Origin of the sequence: Burkholderia plantarii (assembly GCF_001411805.1) — a bacterium.
Classification (GTDB): domain Bacteria; phylum Pseudomonadota; class Gammaproteobacteria; order Burkholderiales; family Burkholderiaceae; genus Burkholderia; species Burkholderia plantarii.
The window spans coordinates 1,151,478-1,170,547 of the sequence record NZ_CP007213.1; the positions used below are offsets into that span (position 1 = coordinate 1,151,478).

Genomic DNA, 19,070 nt, shown 5'->3' on the forward strand with positions numbered 1-19,070 from the left:
TCACTTCAAGGCGTGCCGACCAGCGCCGCCACCGGCAGCTCGGCGAGCAGTTCGGCCACCCGCAGCCGCCCATTCGCCGCCGTCAGGCGGCGCTCGTTTCCGAGTCGCTCGCGCCATTGCGTCGACGCGTCGTCGGGCAGCACGATCGCGGTATCGCCCCAGAAGCCCGCGTCGATGCGCGGGCCGGCGCCGTCGGTGGCGAGCCGGCCGTGCGCGAGCCGACTGCCGACCACCAGCACGGCGGTGCGCGTGTCGCGCCGCAGCAGCGCGATCGCGTGGTCGCGGGCCGGGCCTTCGACCGTGAGCGGCAGGTAGGCGCCGTGAGTGAAGATCTCCGCGTATTCGGCGCGCAGCGCCAGCAGGCGCGTGACCAGCGCGCGTTTGACGCGGCCGTCGGGCCAGGTGCGCAGATAGCCGGCCAGCGGGCCGTCCACGGGCGTGGCGCGCCGCTCGGCGAAGCCCACCTCGCGCCGGTTGTCGGGATCGACGAGGCTGAAGTCCCACAGGTCGGTGCCCTGGTAGAGATCGGGCACGCCGGGCGAGGCGATGCGCAGCGTCGCCTGCAGCAGCGAATTGACCACGCCGGCCGGCGCGATGTGCGCGACGAACGCATGCAGCGCATGGGCGAAATCGTCCTCGCCGCGCGGCGTGAGCAGTTCGCGCACGAACGCCTCGCAGGCCGCTTCGTAGTCCGCATCGGGCGCGAGCCAGCTGGTCTCGCGCTTGGCCTCGCGCAGCGCCTTGGTCTGCCACTGCACGACGCGATCGGCCAGCCCGGCGAGGCCCTCGGCGTCGTCGGGCGCGAGCGTGGGCGGCCAGCAGCCCACCAGCGTCTGGTACAGCATCGCCTCCGCCGCGCGGCCCGGCGCCGGCGGTGCGCCGTCGGCCGGCGCGCGGCGCTGCGCGTCGTTGCGCGCGGCCCAGGCGTCGACGGCCGCGCGCCACGGCACGGGCGCCTCGCTCAGCACCGCGAGCCGCGCGCGCACGTCCTCGCCGCGCTTGTGGTCATGGGTGGCCGTGGCCAGCAGCGTGTGGGGCGTGCGCGCCGCGCGTTCGAGGTTGCGCAGGTGGAACGCGTCGGGCGAGAGCGCGAACTGCCCGGCGTCGGCGCCGACTTCGTTGCGCGACAGCAGACGCCCGTAGCGATAGCAGGCGGTGTCCTCCACGCCCTTCGCCGCGAGCGGCGAACTGAGCCGCGCGAACGCGATGCGCGCCTGGCGGGCCAGCGCCGGGTCCACGTCCGCCGCCGGTTCGGCGTGCCCGTCGGCATCCGGTTTCGCATCCGGTCCGCCGCGCGCGAGTTCGGGCCAGCCGAGCCAGCCGAGCACGCGATCGAGCGCGTCGTGATCGGTGCGCGGCAGCGCCCGACGCGCGGCCTGGCTGGCGGCCTCGATGAACGGACGTTCGGCGTTGCGCTCGCCCTCCACGGGATAGAGCCGGTAGACGGGCAGCTGCGCGGCCAGCTCGGCCACCACGCGGCGCAGCGGGTTGCGTGCGAAGTCGCGCGTGCGCGGGTCGGCGCGCGCGATCGCGTGCAGCGCGTCGGTCACGCGCTCGACCTCCACGGCCAGCTGCCGCGCGGCCGCCTCGCGCTTGCCGGCCAGCGCCTCGTCGGCGAACGTCGCGGTGCTGCCCGACAGCTCGGCCCAGTGCTGCGCGAGCGGCTCGGCGCCGGCCGGATCGTGCAGCAGCGCGCCGACGTCGTTCATGAAGTCGTAGCCGGTGGTGCCGTCGGTGAGCCAGTCGGCGGGCAGCGCCTCACCGGTCGCGAGGATCTTCTCCACCACCAGGTACGGCGCCGGGTCGCGCAGCGCGGCGAGCCGCGCGTGCAGCTTGCGGCAGTAGCCGCGCGGATCGGCGAGGCCGTCGACGTGATCGATCCGCACGCCGTCCACGAGGCCCGCGTCGACGAGCCGGAACAGCAGCGCGTGGACGTCGTCGAACACCGCGTCGTCCTCCACGCGGACGCCGGCCAGCGTGTCGATGTCGAAGAAGCGGCGCCAGTTGATCTCGTCGGGCGCGGTGCGCCACCAGGCGAGCCGGTAGGCCTGCCGCTCCAGCAGCGCGTGCAGCCGCGCGCGGCCGGCTTCGCTGTCGCTCGCGTATTGGCGCAGCGCGCCATCGAGCGCGGCCGCGCCGTGGGCGGCGAGGTACTCGCGCAGCGCCTCGAACGCGAGGCCGATGCGCGGCGTGCCGGGCGCCGCCTCCACCAGCGGCGCGAAGCGCGCGGCCAGCGTGTCGAGGCCGGGCTGTTTCGCGGCGCGCAGGATGTCGGGATAGGTGGCGAGCGCGACGGGCAGCGTGCGTCCCGCGCAGGCGATCACGAAGCGGCCGGTGGCCGCGTCGCAGCCGAGCACCATCTCGCCGGCCGCGAGCGCCTCGCCATATGGGCGGCCGAGGCAGGGCAGCAGCACGCGGTCGCGCAGCAGCGGGTCGGCGGGGCGCCAGTCGATGTCGAAGTGGCGCGCGTAGCGGCTGCGCGGCCCCCATTCGAGCACGTCGTTCCACCAGCCGTTCGACGAACCGGCCACGCCCATGTGGTTCGGCACGAAATCGACCAGCGTGCCGATGCCGTGCCGGCGCAGCGCGCCGACCAGCCGCACGAGGCCGTGCTCGCCGCCGAGCGCGTCGCTCACGCGGCCGTAGTCGACGGTGTCGTAGCCATGCATCGAACCGGGCTCGGCCTGCGTGATCGGCGACAGGTAGAGATGGCTGATGCCGAGCTGCGCGTACAGATCGACGTGGGCCGCCGCGTCGTCGAACGTGAAGCCGGCGTGAAGCTGCAGCCGCAGCGTGGCGCGCGGCGTGCTCATGGCGCCTCCGTACCGGTGCGCCGCGCCAGCGCGACGGCGGCGAGCGTGGCGTCGGCGGCGTCGTCGAGCAGGCCGGCGGTCTCGCGAGGCATGCGGCGGCGCCAGTTCGGATGGCCGACCGGCGGCCCGGGCAGGTTCGGCTGCGCGGGCAGCGCGAGCAGATCCTCGAGCGGCACCAGCGCGAGCGCCGAGGCGCTGCGCGCGACGAACGCGAGCGCGGCGGCCACCGGCGGCGCGTCGGGCGCGGGCGGCGTGGACGAGGCGGGCGGCGGCACCACCCGAGCATCGACGAGCGCGCTCCAGAGCGCGGCGCGGTCGGCGTCGCGCTCGGCCAGATCGGGCGGCAGCGATGGGGGCGCGGCGGTGGGCGAGTGGGCGGGCAGCGTTGGATTCATGTCGCGGGATACCGGATGAGTGGAAGGGGGGGAGGCGGCCGGCTGATCGGTGCCGCCGGCCGGGGTCGCGGCTTCGGCGTCGCGCGCGAGCGGTGCCGCTGCCCGGGGCTGGGCCGATGCCGCCACGGAGGGTGCGGGATCGGACGACGGCGGCCAGGTGACGGGCGGATCGGCGGGCGAGCGCGAGGCGGCGAACGCATCGAACGCATCGAACGCGTCGTACCGGCCGGGCGCGGCGGGCGGCGTCGCGGCATCCGTCGCCGGTGCAGCCGCTGCCTTGCTCGTTGCGTCCGCAACCTTGTCGCCGCCCTCGCGCCCGGCGTCGGGCGCCGCCACGTGCCGCCGCCAGGCCAGATCGACGCCGCGCCACCAGCCGGCCAGCGTCGGCAGGTCGTGCGTGGACGGCATCGCCACCGCGTCGCGGTCCCAGCGCTCGGGCCGGCGAAACGCGCCGTCGGCGTCGCGCTCGAACCAGAGCACGCGCATCCCGGCGATGCCGCGCGCCGCGAGCCGCTCGCGCAGCCCGTCGGGCACGGTGCCGAGATCCTCGCCGATCGCGATCGCGCGATGCCGCGACGATTCGAGCGCGACCAGCCGCAGCAGGTCGTCGAGCGGATAGCGCAGGTAGGCGCCGTCGCGCGCGGAGGTGCCGTCGCGCACGATCCAGAGCCGCGCGAAGCCGAGGATGTGATCGATGCGCACGCCGCCGGCATGCGCGAACGCGGCGCGCAGCAGCGCGATGAACGGCGCGAAGCCGCTCGCGCGCAGCGCGGCCGGGGTCCAGGTGGTGACGCCCCAGGCCTGGCCGTCGGCGTTGAACAGGTCGGGCGGCGCGCCGATCGAGGCGGCGCCCAGCATCAGGCCGGGCGCGGCCCACGCGTCGCTGCCGTCGGGCGCGCAGCCCACGGCGAGATCGGCGATGGTGCCGATCGACATGCCGGCGCCGCGCGCGGCCCGGTGCGCGCCGTCGAGCCCGCGCGCGGCGAGCCATTGCGCGAACGAGAAGAACGCCACGTCGTCGGCGTGCGCGGCCGCGAACGCGCGCACCCCGGGCGCGTCGGGGCCGCCGCGCAGCGCCTCGGGCCAGCGCCGCCAGTCGGGCTCGCGCCGGTCGGCCAGCGCCTGCGCGTGCAGCGCGTCGAAGCAGGCATGCGCGTGCAGCGCGGCGCCGCCGTCGGCGACGAAGCGCGCGAACGCGTCGGCATCGGGTGACGGATGCGCGCGCCAGCGCTCGAACAGCGCGCGCAGCACGCGCAGCTTGGTGTGGACCGCCAGCGGCCAGTCCACCAGCGGCGCGGCGGCGAGCCGGGCGGCGGTGTCGGCCAGCCCGGTTTCGGCGAGTGCGGCGGCGGTGGCCTGCGGGCCGGCCACGTCGTCGGGATCGACGTAGGCGAGGTTGTGCCAGCGGCGCGAGGACGGCGAATACGGGCTGTCGCGCTCGGGCTGGGCCGGGAACGTGGCATGGGTCGGGCTGATCGCGAGCGCGTCGGCGCCGAGCCGCGCGGCGCTGCCGGCCAGGGCCGCGAGCGCGGTGGTGTCGCCGATGCCGAAGTCGCCGGCGCGGCGCAGCCCGTAGAGCTGGGCCGCGAGCCCCCACGGCCGCTGGCGGCCCGCCGCGAACGCCGCGTCGCCGATGGTCCAGCCGCGCGCGGGCGCCACCGCCACCGTCACGCTGGCCTCGTCGGTTTCCACCAGGTGATAGCCGGGCGTGTCGATCGCGGGCAGCCGCGCGCCGCCGCCGGCCGGATCGGCCGCCAGCCGGCCCGTGACGCGGGCGCCGTCCTCGAGCGTGAGCGTGTAGCCGCCGCCGGCCCGGCCGGCCGCGGCGGGCCACGGCACGGCCTCGCCGGCCGTGGCCGTCACCAGCGGCGGCGGCGCGGCCGGCGCCGCCAGTGCGGCCAGGCTCCATTCGCGATCGGCGAGCGAGGCGGCCGGCAGGCCGAGCGCGTCGAGCAGCACCGCGAGCGCGTCGTCGCCGACCCGCCGCGGCTGGTCGGCCGCGTCGGTCCATTCGGGCTCGAGCCCGGCCGCGCGGGCCAGCGCGGCAAGCGAGGCGTCGTGTCCGGTGCTCATCGTCCACGCCCCTCGGCCGGCGCGCCGGCCGGCGCGTCGAGCCAGACGAGGCAGGCGTGCGGGCCAAGCCGCCCGTCGACGAGCGCGTCGCGCACGCGCGGCGGCGTCTCGAACACGATCTTGCCGGGCGGCGGCTCGGCCAGCGCGATCGGCGTGTCGTCGAGGTTCAGCGCGATCGCGAGCCGCGCGCCGTTGCCGAGCCGCCAGCGCGCGACCAGGGCACGAGGCGCGGCGCCCGTGCGTGGCGCACGGCCGGTGCCGGTGGCCTGGTCGTCCTCGCCGCTCGCGCGATCGCGTTCGATCGCCTCGGCGAGCGTCGCGGCCGCCGCGCGTTCGGCCGGCTGCTCCGGGTCGTCCGGCAGCAGGCGCGAGTGGTCGGGCGCGATGCCGGGGTCGCCGCCGCGCGGATCGTCGTGGGCCGGCGCGTGGCTGCCCGCGTCCGCGCCGCCGTCGAGCAGGCTGACGCCCTCCGAACGCGTGCCCGGCAGATGCGGCACGACAAAGCCGTTGCGCACCGCCAGCGCGCCGCGATAGAACGCGCGCCAGCTGCGTGCATCGTCGCTCTCATGGTCGGCATCCACCGCTTCGAGCGAGGAACGCGCGAAGGTGGCCGGGTCGTTCGGGTCGGGAATCAGATGACGCCGCTCGGAATTCTCGAACGCCGGGAACGCGGCGAACTCGCGGCGGCGGCCCTCGCGCACGGCGTCGGCCAGCTCGCCTTCGTAATCGGTGAAGAACTGGAACGGCTGCGTCGAGCCGGTTTCCTCGCCCATGAACAGCAGCGGCACCGACGGCGCCAGCAGCAGCACGGCGGTGGCCGCGCGCAGCGTCTCGTCGTTGACCATCGCGCGCAGCCGCTCGCCGAACGCGCGGTTGCCGATCTGGTCATGGTTCTGCAGGAACGCGACGAACGCGGTGGGCGGCAGGTGCGCGCTCGGCTCGCCGCGCGGGCGGCCGTCGTGCAGCGGCGAGGGCTCGCCCTGGTACGCGAAGCCCTCGGCGAGGGTGCGCGCGAAGCGCTGCAGCGGCGCGTCGGCGTAGGCGCGGTAATAGCCGTCGCGCTCGCCCGTCAGCAGCACGTGCGCGCTGTTGTGGAAATCGTCGTTCCACTGCGCGTCGAAGCCGGCGTCGGCGAGCAGGTGGGCGCTGTTGCGCTCGTTTTCCAGCACCAGATGGACGTGCCGCTCGCTGCCCGCGTAGGCGCGCACGCGCGCGGCCAGCTCGCCGAGCCAGCGGTCGTCGTCGATCGCGTGAGCGGCGTCGATGCGCAGCCCGTCGATGCGATATTCCTCGAGCCAGTAGAGCGCGTTGTCGATGAAGAAGCGCCCGACCTCGTCGCGCTGGAAGTCGATCGCCGGCCCCCAGCCGGTGGTCTTGCCCTCGCGGAAGAACGGCGGCGCGTAGCGCGCGAGCCAGTTGCCGTCGGGGCCGAAGTGGTTGTAGACCACGTCGACGAACACCTGCAGCCCCAACTCGTGCGCGGCGTCCACCAGCGCCTTCAGTTCCTCGGGCCGCCCGTAGGACGACGACGGCGCGAACGGCAGCACGCCGTCGTAGCCCCAGTTGCGCGTGCCGGGGCACTCGGCCAGCGGCATCAGCTCGATCGCGGTCACGCCCAGCGCGGCGAGTTCGCCGAGCCGCTGCGCCACGCCGCGATAGCCGCCGAGCGCGCCCACGTGCAGCTCGTAGAGCACCGTCTCGTGCCAGGGCCGGCCGCGCCAGTCGTCCTGGCGCCAGCGATAGGCGCCGGGGTCGATCACCTGGCTCGGGCCGTGGACGCCCTCGGGCTGGAAGCGCGAGGCGGGATCGGGCACGGCCTCGCCGCCGTCGAGCCGGTAGCGGTAGCGCGTGCCGGGGCCGAACGGCACGGTGGCGTCGAACCAGCCGCCGTCGCGCGCCGTCATGGCCACGCTGGCGCGGCGTTCGCCGTCGTCGAGCTCCACGCTCACCGCCTGGCAGGCAGGTGCCCAGAGCCGGAAGTGCGTGCGGTGCGGATCGATGCAACTGGCGCCGAATGAAGTCGGATACGCGTGGCGGCCGGCGGGAAAGGTCAGGGAATCGGTCATCGCGATGTTCTCGGATGCGGGTCGGTATCGTGTTCAGGACACCGACGTGGGTTCGTCATGGGCCGACACCGCGCCGGCGGTCGGCTCGGGCTCGGGTTCCGTGCCGGGCGCGGGCACGGTTCGCGGTTCCGCGCTGCCGTCGTCCGCGCTGTCGGCGTTGTCGTCCCGGTTGTCGTCCGGGTCGTCGTCGGAAGCGCCTCGCGGATCGTCGTCGCCCTCGTCCTCGGGGCGCGCGTCGCCGGCCGCGTCGGCACGCGCGGGGTCGAGGCTCGCGGCCTGCCCGGCGGGCAGCCGCGCGGCCGCGATCACGGCCGCGTGCGCGGCCAGTTCGATGCCTCCGGCCGGCAGCGGCTGCGGCTCGAGATCGGGTCGCGCGCTGTCGGCCAGCACGCGGAACTCGAGTGGCGGCGCGGGCGGCACGAACACGAGCGGCTGCGCCGAACCGTTCAGCATCAGCAGCAGCACCTCGGTCTCGCCGTCCCGATCGGGGCCGACGCGGCGCATCGTCAGCGCGCGCAGTTCGCGGTTCTGCCAGGCGGGGATCGAGATCGCCTCGCCGCGCTCGTCGAACCAGTCGATCTCGCGCAGCCCCGGCGCCGCCTCGCGGTCGCCCGACGGATAGCCCGGCCCCGACAGCAGCGGGTGGTCGCGGCGCAGCGCGGCGAGCCGCGCGACGAAGCCGGTGAGCTGGCGCCCGGCGTCACTGGCCGCGGCCTCCCAGTCGAACCACGCCAGTTCGGTGTCCTGGCAGTAGGCGTTGTTGTTGCCCTGCTGGCTGCGGCCGAACTCGTCGCCGCCGAGCAGCATCGGCGTGCCGAGCGCCGCGAACAGCGTGGTCAGCATCGAGCGCGCCACGCGCTCGCGCACCTCGAGGATGGCGGCGTCGTCGGTCGGGCCTTCCACGCCCCAGTTCGCGCTGCAGTTGTCGTCGCGGCCGTCGCGGTTCTCCTCGCCGTTGGCCTCGTTGCGCTTCGACGAGTACGAGACGAGATCGGCCAGCGTGAAGCCGTCGTGGGCCGAGATGAAGTTCACCGAGGCCCACGGCTTGCGCCGGTGGTGGTTGAACAGGTCGGCCGAGCCGGCCAGCCGCGCGGCCAGCTCGGGCCGCATGCCGGCGTCGCCGCGCCAGAAGCGGCGCACCGTGTCGCGAAACTTGTCGTTCCATTCGCCGAAGCCGGCCGGGTGGTTGCCAAGCTGGTAGCCGCCGGGGCCGAGGTCCCACGGTTCGGAGATCAGCTTGCGGGTGGCCAGCACCGGATCCTGGCGCAGCGCGTCGAAGAAGCCCGAGCCGCGGTCGTAGCCGTGCGGCTCGCGGCCGAGCGTGACGCCGAGGTCGAAGCGGAAGCCGTCGATGTTGAACGCGGTACACCAGTAGCGCAGCGAATCCATCACCATCTGCAGCACGCGCGGATGCGAGAGGTTCAGCGTGTTGCCGCAGCCGGTCTCGTCGATGTGGTAGCGCGGGTCGTTCGGCTGCAGGCGGTAGTAGCTGGCGTTGTCGAGGCCGCGCCACGACAGCGTCGGGCCGAGCTGGTTGCCCTCGCAGGTGTGGTTGTAGACCACGTCGAGCAGCACCTCGATGCCGGCCGCGTGCAGCTGGCGGATCGCGATGCGCATCTCGTCGAGCCGGCGCGTGGCGAGATACGACGGCTGCGGCGCGAAATACGCCAGCGTGTCGTAACCCCAATAGTTGCGCAGCCCGCGGTTGACGAGCTCGCGGCTGTCGAGGAACGCCTGCACCGGCAGCAGCTCGACGGTGGTCACGCCGAGCTTGAGCAGATGGTCGATGAATTCGGGCGAGGCCAGCGTCGCGAAGGTGCCGCGCTCCGGCGTGCGCAGCCCGTCGCGGCGCATCGAGATGCCGCGCACGTGGGTCTCGTAGATCACGGTGTCCTGCCACGGCACCTCGGGGCGGCGGTCGCCGTGCCAGTCGAACGATTCGTCCACCACCACGCACTTGGGCATGGCCGGCGCCGAATCGCGGCGGTCGATCGACAGGTCCGCGCGGTTCGAGTGCAGCCGGTAGCCGAACAGCGCGTCGGACCAGCGGAACTGGCCGATCAGCTTGCGCGCGTAGGGATCGAGCAGCAGCTTCGAGGAATTGAAGCGGTGGCCGTGCTGCGGCTGGTAGGGGCCGTCGGCGCGAAACGCGTAGACGGTGCCGGGATGCGCGCCCGGCAGGTAGCCATGCCAGATCTCGTCGGTGCATTCGGGCAGGTCGAGCCGGGCGATCTCCTTGCGTCCGGACGGCTCGAACAGGCAGAGCTGCAGGCGCGTGGCGTGCGCGGAAAACACCGCGAAATTGATGCCGAGGCCGTTCCAGCTCGCACCGAGCGGGTACGGCCTGCCCGGCTCGAGCCGGTCGGCGGACGCAGCACGCATGATGATTTTCTCCTCGTTGTCGCGTGTTGTTTCGGATGACGATGTTTCAGGCGCGGGACGCCACCGGCGCGGCTCAGTCCGGACGCAGCCAGACGGTGGCGAGCGGCGGCAGGCGCAGCGAGGCCGACCAGCGCTGGCCGTGCAGCGGCGCTTCCTCCGCGAACACGGCGCCGTCGTTGCCGCGGTTGGTGCCGCCGTAGGCCGCGCTGTCGGTGTTCAGCAGCTCGGTCCAGCGGCCGGGCGCGGGCAGCCCGATGCGGTAGCCGTCGCGCGGCACCGGCGTGAAGTTGCAGACGGCCACCAGCAGGCGGCCGGCGCCGTCGCGGCGCACGAACGCGTAGACGCTGTTGGCGGCGTCGTCGCCGATCAGCCAGCCGAAGCCCTCGGGGCTCGCGTCGAGCCGGTGCAGCGCGGGCTCGGCCGCGAGCTGCCGGTTCAGGTCGCGCACCAGGCGCTGCACGCCGCGGTGCGCGGGCGAGTCGAGCAGCTCCCAGGGCGGTTGCGCGTCGTGCGCGAACTCGCCGGGCTGGGCGAACTCGCCGCCCATGAACAGCAGCTTCTTGCCCGGGTGCGCCCACATGAACGCGTAGTAGGCGCGCAGCGTCGCGAAGCGCTGCCACGCGTCGCCGGGCACCTTCGCGACCAGCGAGCCCTTGCCGTGGACCACCTCGTCGTGCGAGAGCGGCAGCACGAAGCGCTCCGAGAACGCGTAGACGAGGCCGAACGTCATGCGGTCGTGGTGATGGCGGCGATGCACCGGATCCTCGTGCAGATACGACAGCGTGTCGTGCATCCAGCCCATGTTCCACTTGAAGTCGAAGCCGAGGCCGCCGTCGGCGACGGGCGCCGTCACGCCCGGCCAGGCGGTCGACTCCTCGGCGATGGTCAGCACCCCGGGCGGCGCGCCGGCGCCGTGCAGCGTGTCGTTGAGCGTGCGCAGGAACGCGATCGATTCGAGGTTCTCGCGCCCGCCGTAGCGGTTCGGAATCCACGCGCCCGAGGCGCGCGAGTAATCGCGGTAGAGCATCGAGGCCACCGCGTCCACGCGCAGCCCGTCGACGTGATGGTCGCGCACCCAGGCCAGCGCCGAGGCGATCAGGAACGCGCTCACCTCGTGGCGGCCGACGTTGAACACCAGCGTGTTCCAGTCGGGATGGAAGCCCTCGCGCGGATCGGCATGCTCGTAGAGCGCGGTGCCGTCGAACTGCGCGAGGCCGTGCTGGTCGGTCGGGAAATGCGCGGGCACCCAGTCGACGATCACGCCGACCCCGGCCGCGTGCGCGCGATCGACGAAGCGCGCGAAGCCCTCGGTCGGCCCGAAGCGCGCCGACGGCGCGAACGGCGAGAGCGGCTGGTAGCCCCACGAGCCGCCGAACGGATACTCGGCCACCGGCATCAGTTCGACGTGCGTGAAGCCCATGCCGGCGGCGTAGGGGATCAGCCGGTCGGCGAGCTCGTCCCAGCTCGGCGTGCGCGTGGGCGGATCGCCGAGCCGCTGCCACGATTCGGCATGCACCTCGTACACCGACATCGGCGCGTTGGCCGCGTTGGTCTGCGCGCGGCGCGCGAGCCAGGCCCCGTCCTGCCAGGCGAAGCGTTCGCGCGCGGTGTTGTCGGCCACCACCGAGGCGGTCAGCGGCGGCGCCTCGGTGGCGCGCGCGCACGGGTCGGCCTTCAGCGGCAGCACGCGGCCGTCGCGCGTGCGCAGCTCGTACTTGTAGCGCGCGCCCGCATGCACGGCCGGGATGAACAGCTCCCAGACGCCCCACGGGCGGCGCAGCCGCATCGGGTTGCGCCGCCCGTCCCAGGCGTTGAAGTCGCCCACCACCGACACGCGCGCGGCGGCCGGCGCCCAGACCGCGAAGATCACGCCGGCCACGCCGTCGATCTCGGCCAGGCGCGCGCCGAGGCAGTCGAGCACGGCGAACGGATCGCCGTTGGCGAAACGCGCGAGCGCCGCGTCGTCGAGCAGCGGCCCGAACGCATAGATGTCCTCGATCTCCTGGGTGGCGGTCATCCAGTCGATCGCGAGCCGGTACGGCTCGTCGGCCTCGATCTCGCCGGCGAAGCAGCCGGCCGGCGCCACGCGTTCGAGTTCGCCGAGCACGCGGCCGCCGTCGCGCGCGACCACCTGCACGGCGTGCGCGCCGGGAAACAGCGCGCGCACCACGGTGCGATCGCCGTCGCGATGGCGGCCCAGGCACGCGAACGGGTCCGGATGCCGCGCGTCGAGCAACGCGGCGATGTCGTCCGGTGCGAACAGCGTGTCGCTCATTGTTTTTTCTCCGGTGCTGCGGGGTGATCGGGTGAATGAGGGGGATCGGCGAGCGGGCGGCCGAGCAGCTGCGCGGCCAGCGCCGCGAGTCCGACCACCGGCACGCGCAGCCAGTCCGGGCGGTTCGCGGCCTCGTAGCCGAGTTCGTAGGACGCCTTCTCGATCAGGAACAGCATCAGCAGCCGCTCGGCGTGCCCGGGTGCCACGAACGGCTCGGCGGCGGCTTGGCAGGCGTCGCGGTAGTTGGCGAGGAAGCGGTCGGCCGCGGCCTGCCCGAAGCGGTCGAACAGCGTGCGCTTGAGGTCGGCCGTCGGCGCGGGCGCCTTCTCGATCGCGAACTGCGCGGCCGCGCTTGCATACGACAGCGAGCGCAGCAGGCCGGCCACGTCGCGCAGCGGATGCGACTTGGCGCGGCGCGCCTCGAGCGGCCGGGCCGGCTCACCCTCGAAATCGATCAGCATCGCGTCGCCGTTGACCTCGAGTACCTGGCCGAGGTGGAAATCGCCATGGATCCGCATGCAGGTGGCGCCGAGTTCGCGCGGCACCAGCGTGCCGATGGCCTGCGCGATCGCCTCGCGCGAGGCGAGCAGCGCGGCCGCGGCCTCGCGCGCGTCGGCGTCGAGCTCGTCCAGGCGCGGCGCGAGCAGGGCCGCGGCGCGCTCGAACATGGCCAGCGCGTCGGCGGTCCAGCCTTCGACGTGGGCCGGAGTGGCGGGTTCGGGCGCGAACGCCGGATCGTCGCTCGGCGCGGCCAGCACCACGTGCAGCTCGCCGAGCCGGGTACCGATCGCGCCGGCGAACGCGGCATAGGTGTCGAGTTCGAGCGCCGCCTGCGCCGATTCGCCGGCGTCGGGCGTGGCCGCCGCCGCGAGCGCGAGATCGCTCACCGCGCGCTTCAGGAAATCGAGCGAGCGCGCCCAGGCGTCGCCCTGGTTGTCGACGAAGTTCTGCACGATCGCGACCGTGTGCGGCGTGCCGTCGGCCGCCACGCGGCGCACCTCGCCGATCAGCGCCGGCGCGTTGCGGTAGCCGGCGCGCGTGAGGTGGCGGCTGACCTCGGCCTCGGGATGGATGCCGGGCGCCACGCGCCGCACCAGTTTCAGCACCAGCGCCTCGCCGATCACGAGCGAGCTGTTGCTCTGCTCGGCGGCCAGCCAGCGCACCTCGGGCGCGTCGCCGAGCGCGTATCGCGCCAGCGCCGGTTCCGGCTCCGGTGTGAACACCAGCGTGCCGCCATCCGCGAGCGGCACGTCGCGCGGGTCCGCGAGCCGGCGCAGCACGCCGTGCGCGAAGCACGGCAGCGCGAACGCATCGGTCAGGTAGCCCACCGTCGGGCCGCGCCGCACGCGCGCGAGCGCGAGCCGCATGAAGAGCGGATGCGAGGTCTCGTCGCCCCAGGCGGGGGCGAGCGGCACCGCGTAGCGATCCTCGCGGCCGTCCACGGTGGCCACCAGCTCGGCGTACTGGAACGCCTCGCCCGGGATCGGCGTCACGCAGTCGAAACGCACCGCGTCGAGCGGGCGGTCCTTCGAGGCGAACCAGCGGCGCCGCGTGAGCCACGACGGCAGCACTTCCGCCTCGAGCGTGGCGACCAGCTCGGCGGCCGGATGCGTATCGCCGCGCCGCATCACGAGCGTGGTGTACTCGGGCAGCGGCTCCGCGTGCGGGCGGTGCCAGGCCGGCTCGCTGCCGGTGGCCGACAGCTGGAACCAGAGGAAGCCGTAGGGCGGGAAGGTCAGCAGGTAGGGCAGCTCGCCGATCGCCGGGAACGGCGAGTCGGAGGTCATCTCCACCGGCACGCGGCCGGCGAACTCGGACAGGTCCAGCTCGACCGCCTGCGAGGCGCGCGACAGGTTCGCCACGCACAGCACCGGCGTGGCGTCGGGCAGCTCGCGCAGATAGGCGAGGATCCTGCGGTTCTCGGGCCGCAGGAAGCGCAGCGTGCCGCGCCCGAACACCTGGGTGGCGCGGCGCGTGGCCAGGATCCGGCGCATCCAGTTCAGCAGCGAGTGCGGATCGCGCGACTGCGCCTCGACGTTCACCGCGTCGTAGCCGTACAGCGCGCCCATCACGGGCGGCAGCACCAGTTGCTCGGGATCGGCGCGCGAGAAGCCGCCGTTGCGGTCGGCCGACCACTGCATCGGCGTGCGCACGCCGTCGCGGTCGCCGAGGTGGATGTTGTCGCCCATCCCGAGCTCGTCGCCGTAGTAGACCACCGGCGTGCCCGGCATCGACAGCAGCAGCGAGTTGATCAGCTCGATGCGGCGCCGGTCGCGCTCCATCAGCGGCGCCAGGCGCCGCCGGATGCCGAGGTTCAGGCGCGCGCGGCGGTCGCTCGCGTAGGTCTGCCAGAGCAGGTCGCGCTCGGAGTCGGTGACCATCTCCAGCGTCAGCTCGTCGTGGTTGCGCAGGAAGATCGCCCACTGGTTGCTCGGCGCGAGTTCCGGCGTCTGCCGCATGATGTCGATGATCGGGAAGCGGTCCTCGCTCGCGATCGACATGTAGATGCGCGGCATCAGCGGGAAGTGGAACGCCATGTGGCATTCGTCCTCGTCGCCGAAGTATTCCTGCACGTCCTCCGGCCACTGGTTGGCCTCGGCCAGCAGCATCCGGTTCGGATACTCGGCGTCGATCGTCGCGCGGATCGTCTTCAGGATCGCGTGCGTCTCGGGCAGGTTCTCGTTGCTGGTGCCCTCGCGCTCGACCAGGTACGGCACCGCGTCGAGCCGCAGCCCGTCGATGCCGAGATCGAGCCAGAAGCGCATCACCTGCAGCACCTCGCGCACCACCGCCGGGTTGTCGAAGTTCAGGTCCGGCTGGTGCGAGTAGAAGCGGTGCCAGTAGTACTGGCCCGCCACCGGATCGTGGGTCCAGTTCGACGGCTCGCTGTCGACGAAGATGATCCGCGTGCCGGCGAACTTGGTGTCGCTGTCCGACCAGACGTAGTAGTCGCGATGCACCGAGCCCGGCTTGGCGCGGCGCGCGCGCTGGAACCACGGATGCTGGTCCGAGGTGTGGTTGATCACCAGCTCGGTGATCACGCGGATGCCGCGCGCGTGCGCCTCGCGGATGAAGCGGCGCACGTCGGCGAGCGTGCCGTAGTCGGGGTGGACGTTGCGGTAGTCGGCGATGTCGTAGCCGTCGTCGCGGCGCGGCGACGGATAGAACGGCAGCAGCCACAGCGCGTCCACGCCGAGCGAGGCGATGTAGTCGAGCTTCGAGATCAGGCCCGGGAAGTCGCCGATGCCGTCGCCGTTCGAATCGAAGAACGACTTCACGTGCAACTGGTAGATGATCGCGTCCTTGTACCAGAGCGGATCGGCGGGCGCGGCGCCCGGATCGACGGCGCGCGAGGCGGCGCGGCGCGTGGTGCGTCGCGGGGTGCCGGCGGCCGGCTGGAACGGGGCATGCGGCAGTTGGTCGAGCGGCAGCTGGTCGAGCGGTTCTTCACGAATCATCGCTGGTCTCCCGAGCCGGACGTGGCCGGCTGCGTGGCGTAGGCGGGCAGGTGCGGCGCGTCGGGCGCGATGCGCCAGATCGCGAACGGCAGCGCGTGCGGGTCGAGGTTCACGTACTGGCGCGTGCCGTGCCAGCGGGCGGTATGGCCGGCGGCGAGGTCGGTCACGCGCAGCGCCGCGCCCTCGGGTACGGCCCAGCCCGCGTAGAGCGCCGCGTCGAGCGTGAAATCGGTGGCCTGCGGCGCCCACGGGTCGAGGCTCACGGCCGCCACGATCACGCTGTCGAGGTTCGGCGTGGCCTTGCGGAACACCAGCACCGAATCGTTCGGCGAGTCGAGGAACGTGATGCCGAGATGCGTCTGCAGGGCCGGGTGGGTGCGCCGCACGCGGTTCAGCAGCGCGATCTCGCCGGCCAGGTTTCCGGGCCGGTGCCAGTCGCGCGCGCGCAGCTCGTATTTCTCGGCGTCGCGGTATTCCTCGCCGGCCTCGTCGAGCGGCGCCGATTCGCCGATCTCGAAGCCGCTGTACATGCCCCACACGCCCGACAGCAATGCCGCCAGCGCCGCGCGGATCACGAACTGCGAACGCGGCGCGTTGTGCAGGTAGCGCGGGTTGATGTCGGGCGTGTTGACGAAGAAGTTCGGCCGGAAGAACTCGCGCGGCGCGCCGTCGGCCAGCTCCTGCAGATAGGCGCGCAGCTCGTGCTTGGACTCGCGCCAGGTGAAGTAGGTGTACGACTGCGAGAAGCCGACCTTGGCGAGCCGGTACATCATCGCCGGGCGCGTGAACGCTTCCGACAGGAACACCACGTCCGGGTGGCGCGCGCGGATGTCCTCGATGAGCCAGGCCCAGAACGGCAGCGGCTTGGTGTGCGGGTTGTCGACGCGGAACAGCTTCACGCCCGCCTCGATCCAGTGCAGCACCACGTCGCGCAGCGCGATCCAGAGGTCCGGCATCGCGTCGGCCGCGTAGAAGTCGGGGTTGACGATGTCCTGGTAGCGCTTCGGCGGGTTCTCCGCGAACCGCAGCGAGCCGTCCGGGCGCCAGGCGAACCAGCCCGGATGCTGCGCGAGCCACGGGTGATCGGGCGAGCACTGCACCGCGAAGTCGAGCGCGATCTCGATGCCGTGCGCGTGGGCCGCTTCCACCAGCGCGCGGAACGAGGCGAGCGAGCCCAGGCTCGGGTGGACGTCCGCGTGGCCGCCGATCGGCGAGCCGATCGCGTAGGGGCTGCCGACGTCCTCCGGACCGGCGCGCAGGCTGTTGTTGCGGCCCTTGCGCGCCGTCAGGCCGATCGGATGGATCGGCGGGAAATAGAGCACGTCGAAGCCCATCTCGCGAATGCGCGGCAGATGGCGGGCGACGTCCTCGAAGGTGCCGTGGCGCTGCGGATCGTCCGACGCCGAGCGCGGGAACATCTCGTACCAGCTGCCGAAGCGCGCCGCGCGGCGTTCGACGTCGATCGGATAGACGGTCGGGTCCTGCGTCTGCGCGCTGCGCCGGCCGAGCGCCGCGTAGGCCGCCGCCGACGGCGGCGCCAGCACCAGCGCGAGGCGCCGCTCCGCGTCCGACGAATCGAACTCGGCCGCGATGCGGCGCAGGTCGGCCACCGAGTCGTCGTCGTGGGTGCCTTTCGCCGCGTCGAGCGCGTCGGCCAGCAGCGCGCGCGCTTCCTGCAGCTCCAGCGCCACGTCCTGGCCGGCCTTGTGCTTCTTGCCGATGTCGTCGACCAGCGAGCCCCAGTCGTCGCGCCAGGCGACGACGCGGAACAGGTGGCGGCCGATCCGGTCGAGCGGGATCGCGGCCTGCCAGCGATCGTTGCCGAGCGGCGCGAGCGGCACCTCGTGCCACTCGGCCTCGTCGGCCGCGCGCCACGCCACCACCGCGCCGAGCCGTGCATGGCCGTCCGCGATCAGCGTCGCGCCGACCACCGCGCGCTCGCCGACCACGCGCTTGGCCGCGAAACGGCCGCCGTCCACCGCCGGCTCCACGCGCTCGATCGCGATGCGGTCGGCCGCCAGCGCCGCCGTGAGCGCGTTCGTGCCCGGCTTGCCGCGGCGGCGTGCGCCGCCGGTGGCGGTGGCGTCGTCGGGCGTGTCCTTGCCGGCCTTGCCCTTCGCGTCCTTGCCGTCCTTGGCGTCCTTGCCCGGTTTGACCGGCTTCGCGCGCGAGGCGCGCAGCAGCGCGAGGCCGCCCGGCGGCAGCTCGAACGCGTCGAGCGGCGCGGCCTTGGCGCGGCGGGCGGCCGCGAGCGGCGCGAAGCGCGTGAACGCGCCCGGCACGCCGGCCAGGCAGGCGCCCGGATCGACGCGCGCCGCGCGGTCGAGATCGGGGTTCAGCGCGATCAGCAGCGCGTCGTCGGCCTGTTCGAGCGAGGCGTCGCTGCCGCGCAGCAGCACGGTGGCCGCCGCGTCGGCGCCGCTCAGCACTGCCAGCTCGCCGCGCGAGGCGAACACCGGCGAAGCGTGGCGCCGACGGTTCGCCTCGGCCAGCGCGTCCGAGAGATCGAACGGCGCGGCCTCGAACGCGTCGCGGAACGCGCCCGGCTGGGCGTGCGGCGTCATCAGCGGGATCGCCACGCCGCGCTCGAAGCCCATCGGCACCAGCCAGCCGGTGCCGAGCGCCGCCGCGGCTTCCAGCGCGCGCCGATAGGCGCGCTCCTGCGCCTCGCGCGACGCGCCGCGCAGATCGTGGGCGAGGCGCGGGCCTTCGAACGCGTCGGGGTAGGCGATCGGCGAGCCCACCCGGCGCAGCAGCGCGTGTTCGTCGACCAGCCAGGGCGCGCGACCGTCCCACCAGCGCAGCGACGAGAACACGCCGTCGAAGCCGGCGCCCTCGAACGCCGCCAGCGTGTCGCGCGCATGGCCCGGGATGCCGGCCAGCCAGCGCACGTCGTGCAGTTCGCCGTGGCGCGAGGCGAGCCAGCTGCGCCACCATTGCGCCGGCAGGCGCTGCGGGGCATCGACCAGGAAGCCCGCGATGCCGGCCGCCGAAAGCGTCGCGAAGCGGCCGTGCCACCAGCCCGACAGCGCGTCCGCCACCTCCGGGCGGGTGAGGTCGGCATAGGCCACCGTCTGCTCGAACGCCGCCGTGCGCGGATCGATGCGCGCGTCGTCGTGATGGCGCTCCACGTACCAGTCGGGCGAGGCGCGCCGCAGCGGATGCTCGACCGCGATCCGGTCCAGCGTCACGTCGAGCATCAGCTTCAGGTCGAATTCGCGTGCCTGTTCGACGAGCGTGGCGAGCGCGTCGGCCGTGTCGAGCCTGGTGGCCAGCGCGTCGGCGGGGCGATCGTGATCGGCCACCACGCGCGGGTGGCCGCCGCGGCCTGCCGCGTTGAACGCGCCGATCACCACGTGATCGAAGCCGCCCGCGGCGATCCGCTCGAACCAGGCGGGCCAGGCGTCGAGCGCGCCGACGAAGCGGGCGTCGCAGAAGTAGAGATGCGGGGAGAAAGGGGAATCCATTTAACCGTCCACGAGGCGGATTGGGGCGGCCTTGGCCGCTGACGGCGATGGGTAATGCAATGTACGTGCCCGCTGTTTTCACGTATTGGGGACAGGCGCAGCGCGGCGCCGGGCGGGTGGGCGGCGCCGGCGTGTTGCGCC

General features: G+C 73.7%; 7 protein-coding genes. All 7 read right to left on the reverse strand.

Annotated features, from left to right (window positions below; translation table 11 throughout):
* Positions 1-5 precede the first annotated feature (5 nt).
* Positions 6-2,813, reverse strand: a complete 2,808-nt coding sequence (gene treY, locus bpln_RS22330; RefSeq protein ID WP_055140033.1) for a malto-oligosyltrehalose synthase — start codon at positions 2,811-2,813, stop codon at positions 6-8.
* A complete protein-coding gene (gene malQ, locus bpln_RS22335; RefSeq protein WP_055140034.1) occupies positions 2,810-5,281 on the reverse strand; it encodes a 4-alpha-glucanotransferase in 2,472 nt (823 codons plus the stop codon). Before malQ ends, treY begins: the two co-directional genes overlap by 4 nt.
* Entirely contained in the window at positions 5,278-7,347 is a 2,070-nt protein-coding gene (treZ, locus tag bpln_RS22340; RefSeq protein ID WP_055140035.1) for a malto-oligosyltrehalose trehalohydrolase, read from the reverse strand. The genes malQ and treZ overlap by 4 nt, the downstream gene beginning before the upstream one ends.
* 33 nt (positions 7,348-7,380) lie before the next feature.
* Positions 7,381-9,729, reverse strand: coding sequence for a glycogen debranching protein GlgX (glgX, locus tag bpln_RS22345; protein WP_055140036.1), 2,349 nt, complete (start codon positions 9,727-9,729; stop codon positions 7,381-7,383).
* A gap of 73 nt (positions 9,730-9,802) precedes the next feature.
* A complete protein-coding gene (gene glgB, locus bpln_RS22350) occupies positions 9,803-12,004 on the reverse strand; it encodes a 1,4-alpha-glucan branching protein GlgB (protein ID WP_055140037.1) in 2,202 nt (733 codons plus the stop codon).
* A complete protein-coding gene (treS, locus tag bpln_RS22355; protein WP_055140038.1) occupies positions 12,001-15,462 on the reverse strand; it encodes a maltose alpha-D-glucosyltransferase in 3,462 nt (1,153 codons plus the stop codon). Before treS ends, glgB begins: the two co-directional genes overlap by 4 nt.
* Positions 15,459-18,929 carry a maltotransferase domain-containing protein gene (locus tag bpln_RS22360; RefSeq protein WP_055140039.1) on the reverse strand — a complete coding sequence of 1,157 codons (3,471 nt, stop codon included), beginning with the start codon at positions 18,927-18,929 and terminating at the stop codon, positions 15,459-15,461. Before bpln_RS22360 ends, treS begins: the two co-directional genes overlap by 4 nt.
* Between the last annotated feature and the right edge of the window lie 141 nt (positions 18,930-19,070).

Excerpts from the sequence above, each read along its gene's own strand:
- treY (WP_055140033.1), bottom strand. The coding sequence starts at position 2,813 with ATGAGCACGCCGCGCGCCACGCTGCGGCTGCAGCTTCACGCCGGCTTC.
- malQ (WP_055140034.1), bottom strand. The coding sequence starts at position 5,281 with ATGAGCACCGGACACGACGCCTCGCTTGCCGCGCTGGCCCGCGCGGCC.
- treS (WP_055140038.1), bottom strand. The coding sequence starts at position 15,462 with ATGATTCGTGAAGAACCGCTCGACCAGCTGCCGCTCGACCAACTGCCG.
- glgB (WP_055140037.1), bottom strand. The coding sequence starts at position 12,004 with ATGAGCGACACGCTGTTCGCACCGGACGACATCGCCGCGTTGCTCGAC.
- glgX (WP_055140036.1), bottom strand. The coding sequence starts at position 9,729 with ATGCGTGCTGCGTCCGCCGACCGGCTCGAGCCGGGCAGGCCGTACCCG.
- bpln_RS22360 (WP_055140039.1), bottom strand. The coding sequence starts at position 18,929 with ATGGATTCCCCTTTCTCCCCGCATCTCTACTTCTGCGACGCCCGCTTC.
- treZ (WP_055140035.1), bottom strand. The coding sequence starts at position 7,347 with ATGACCGATTCCCTGACCTTTCCCGCCGGCCGCCACGCGTATCCGACT.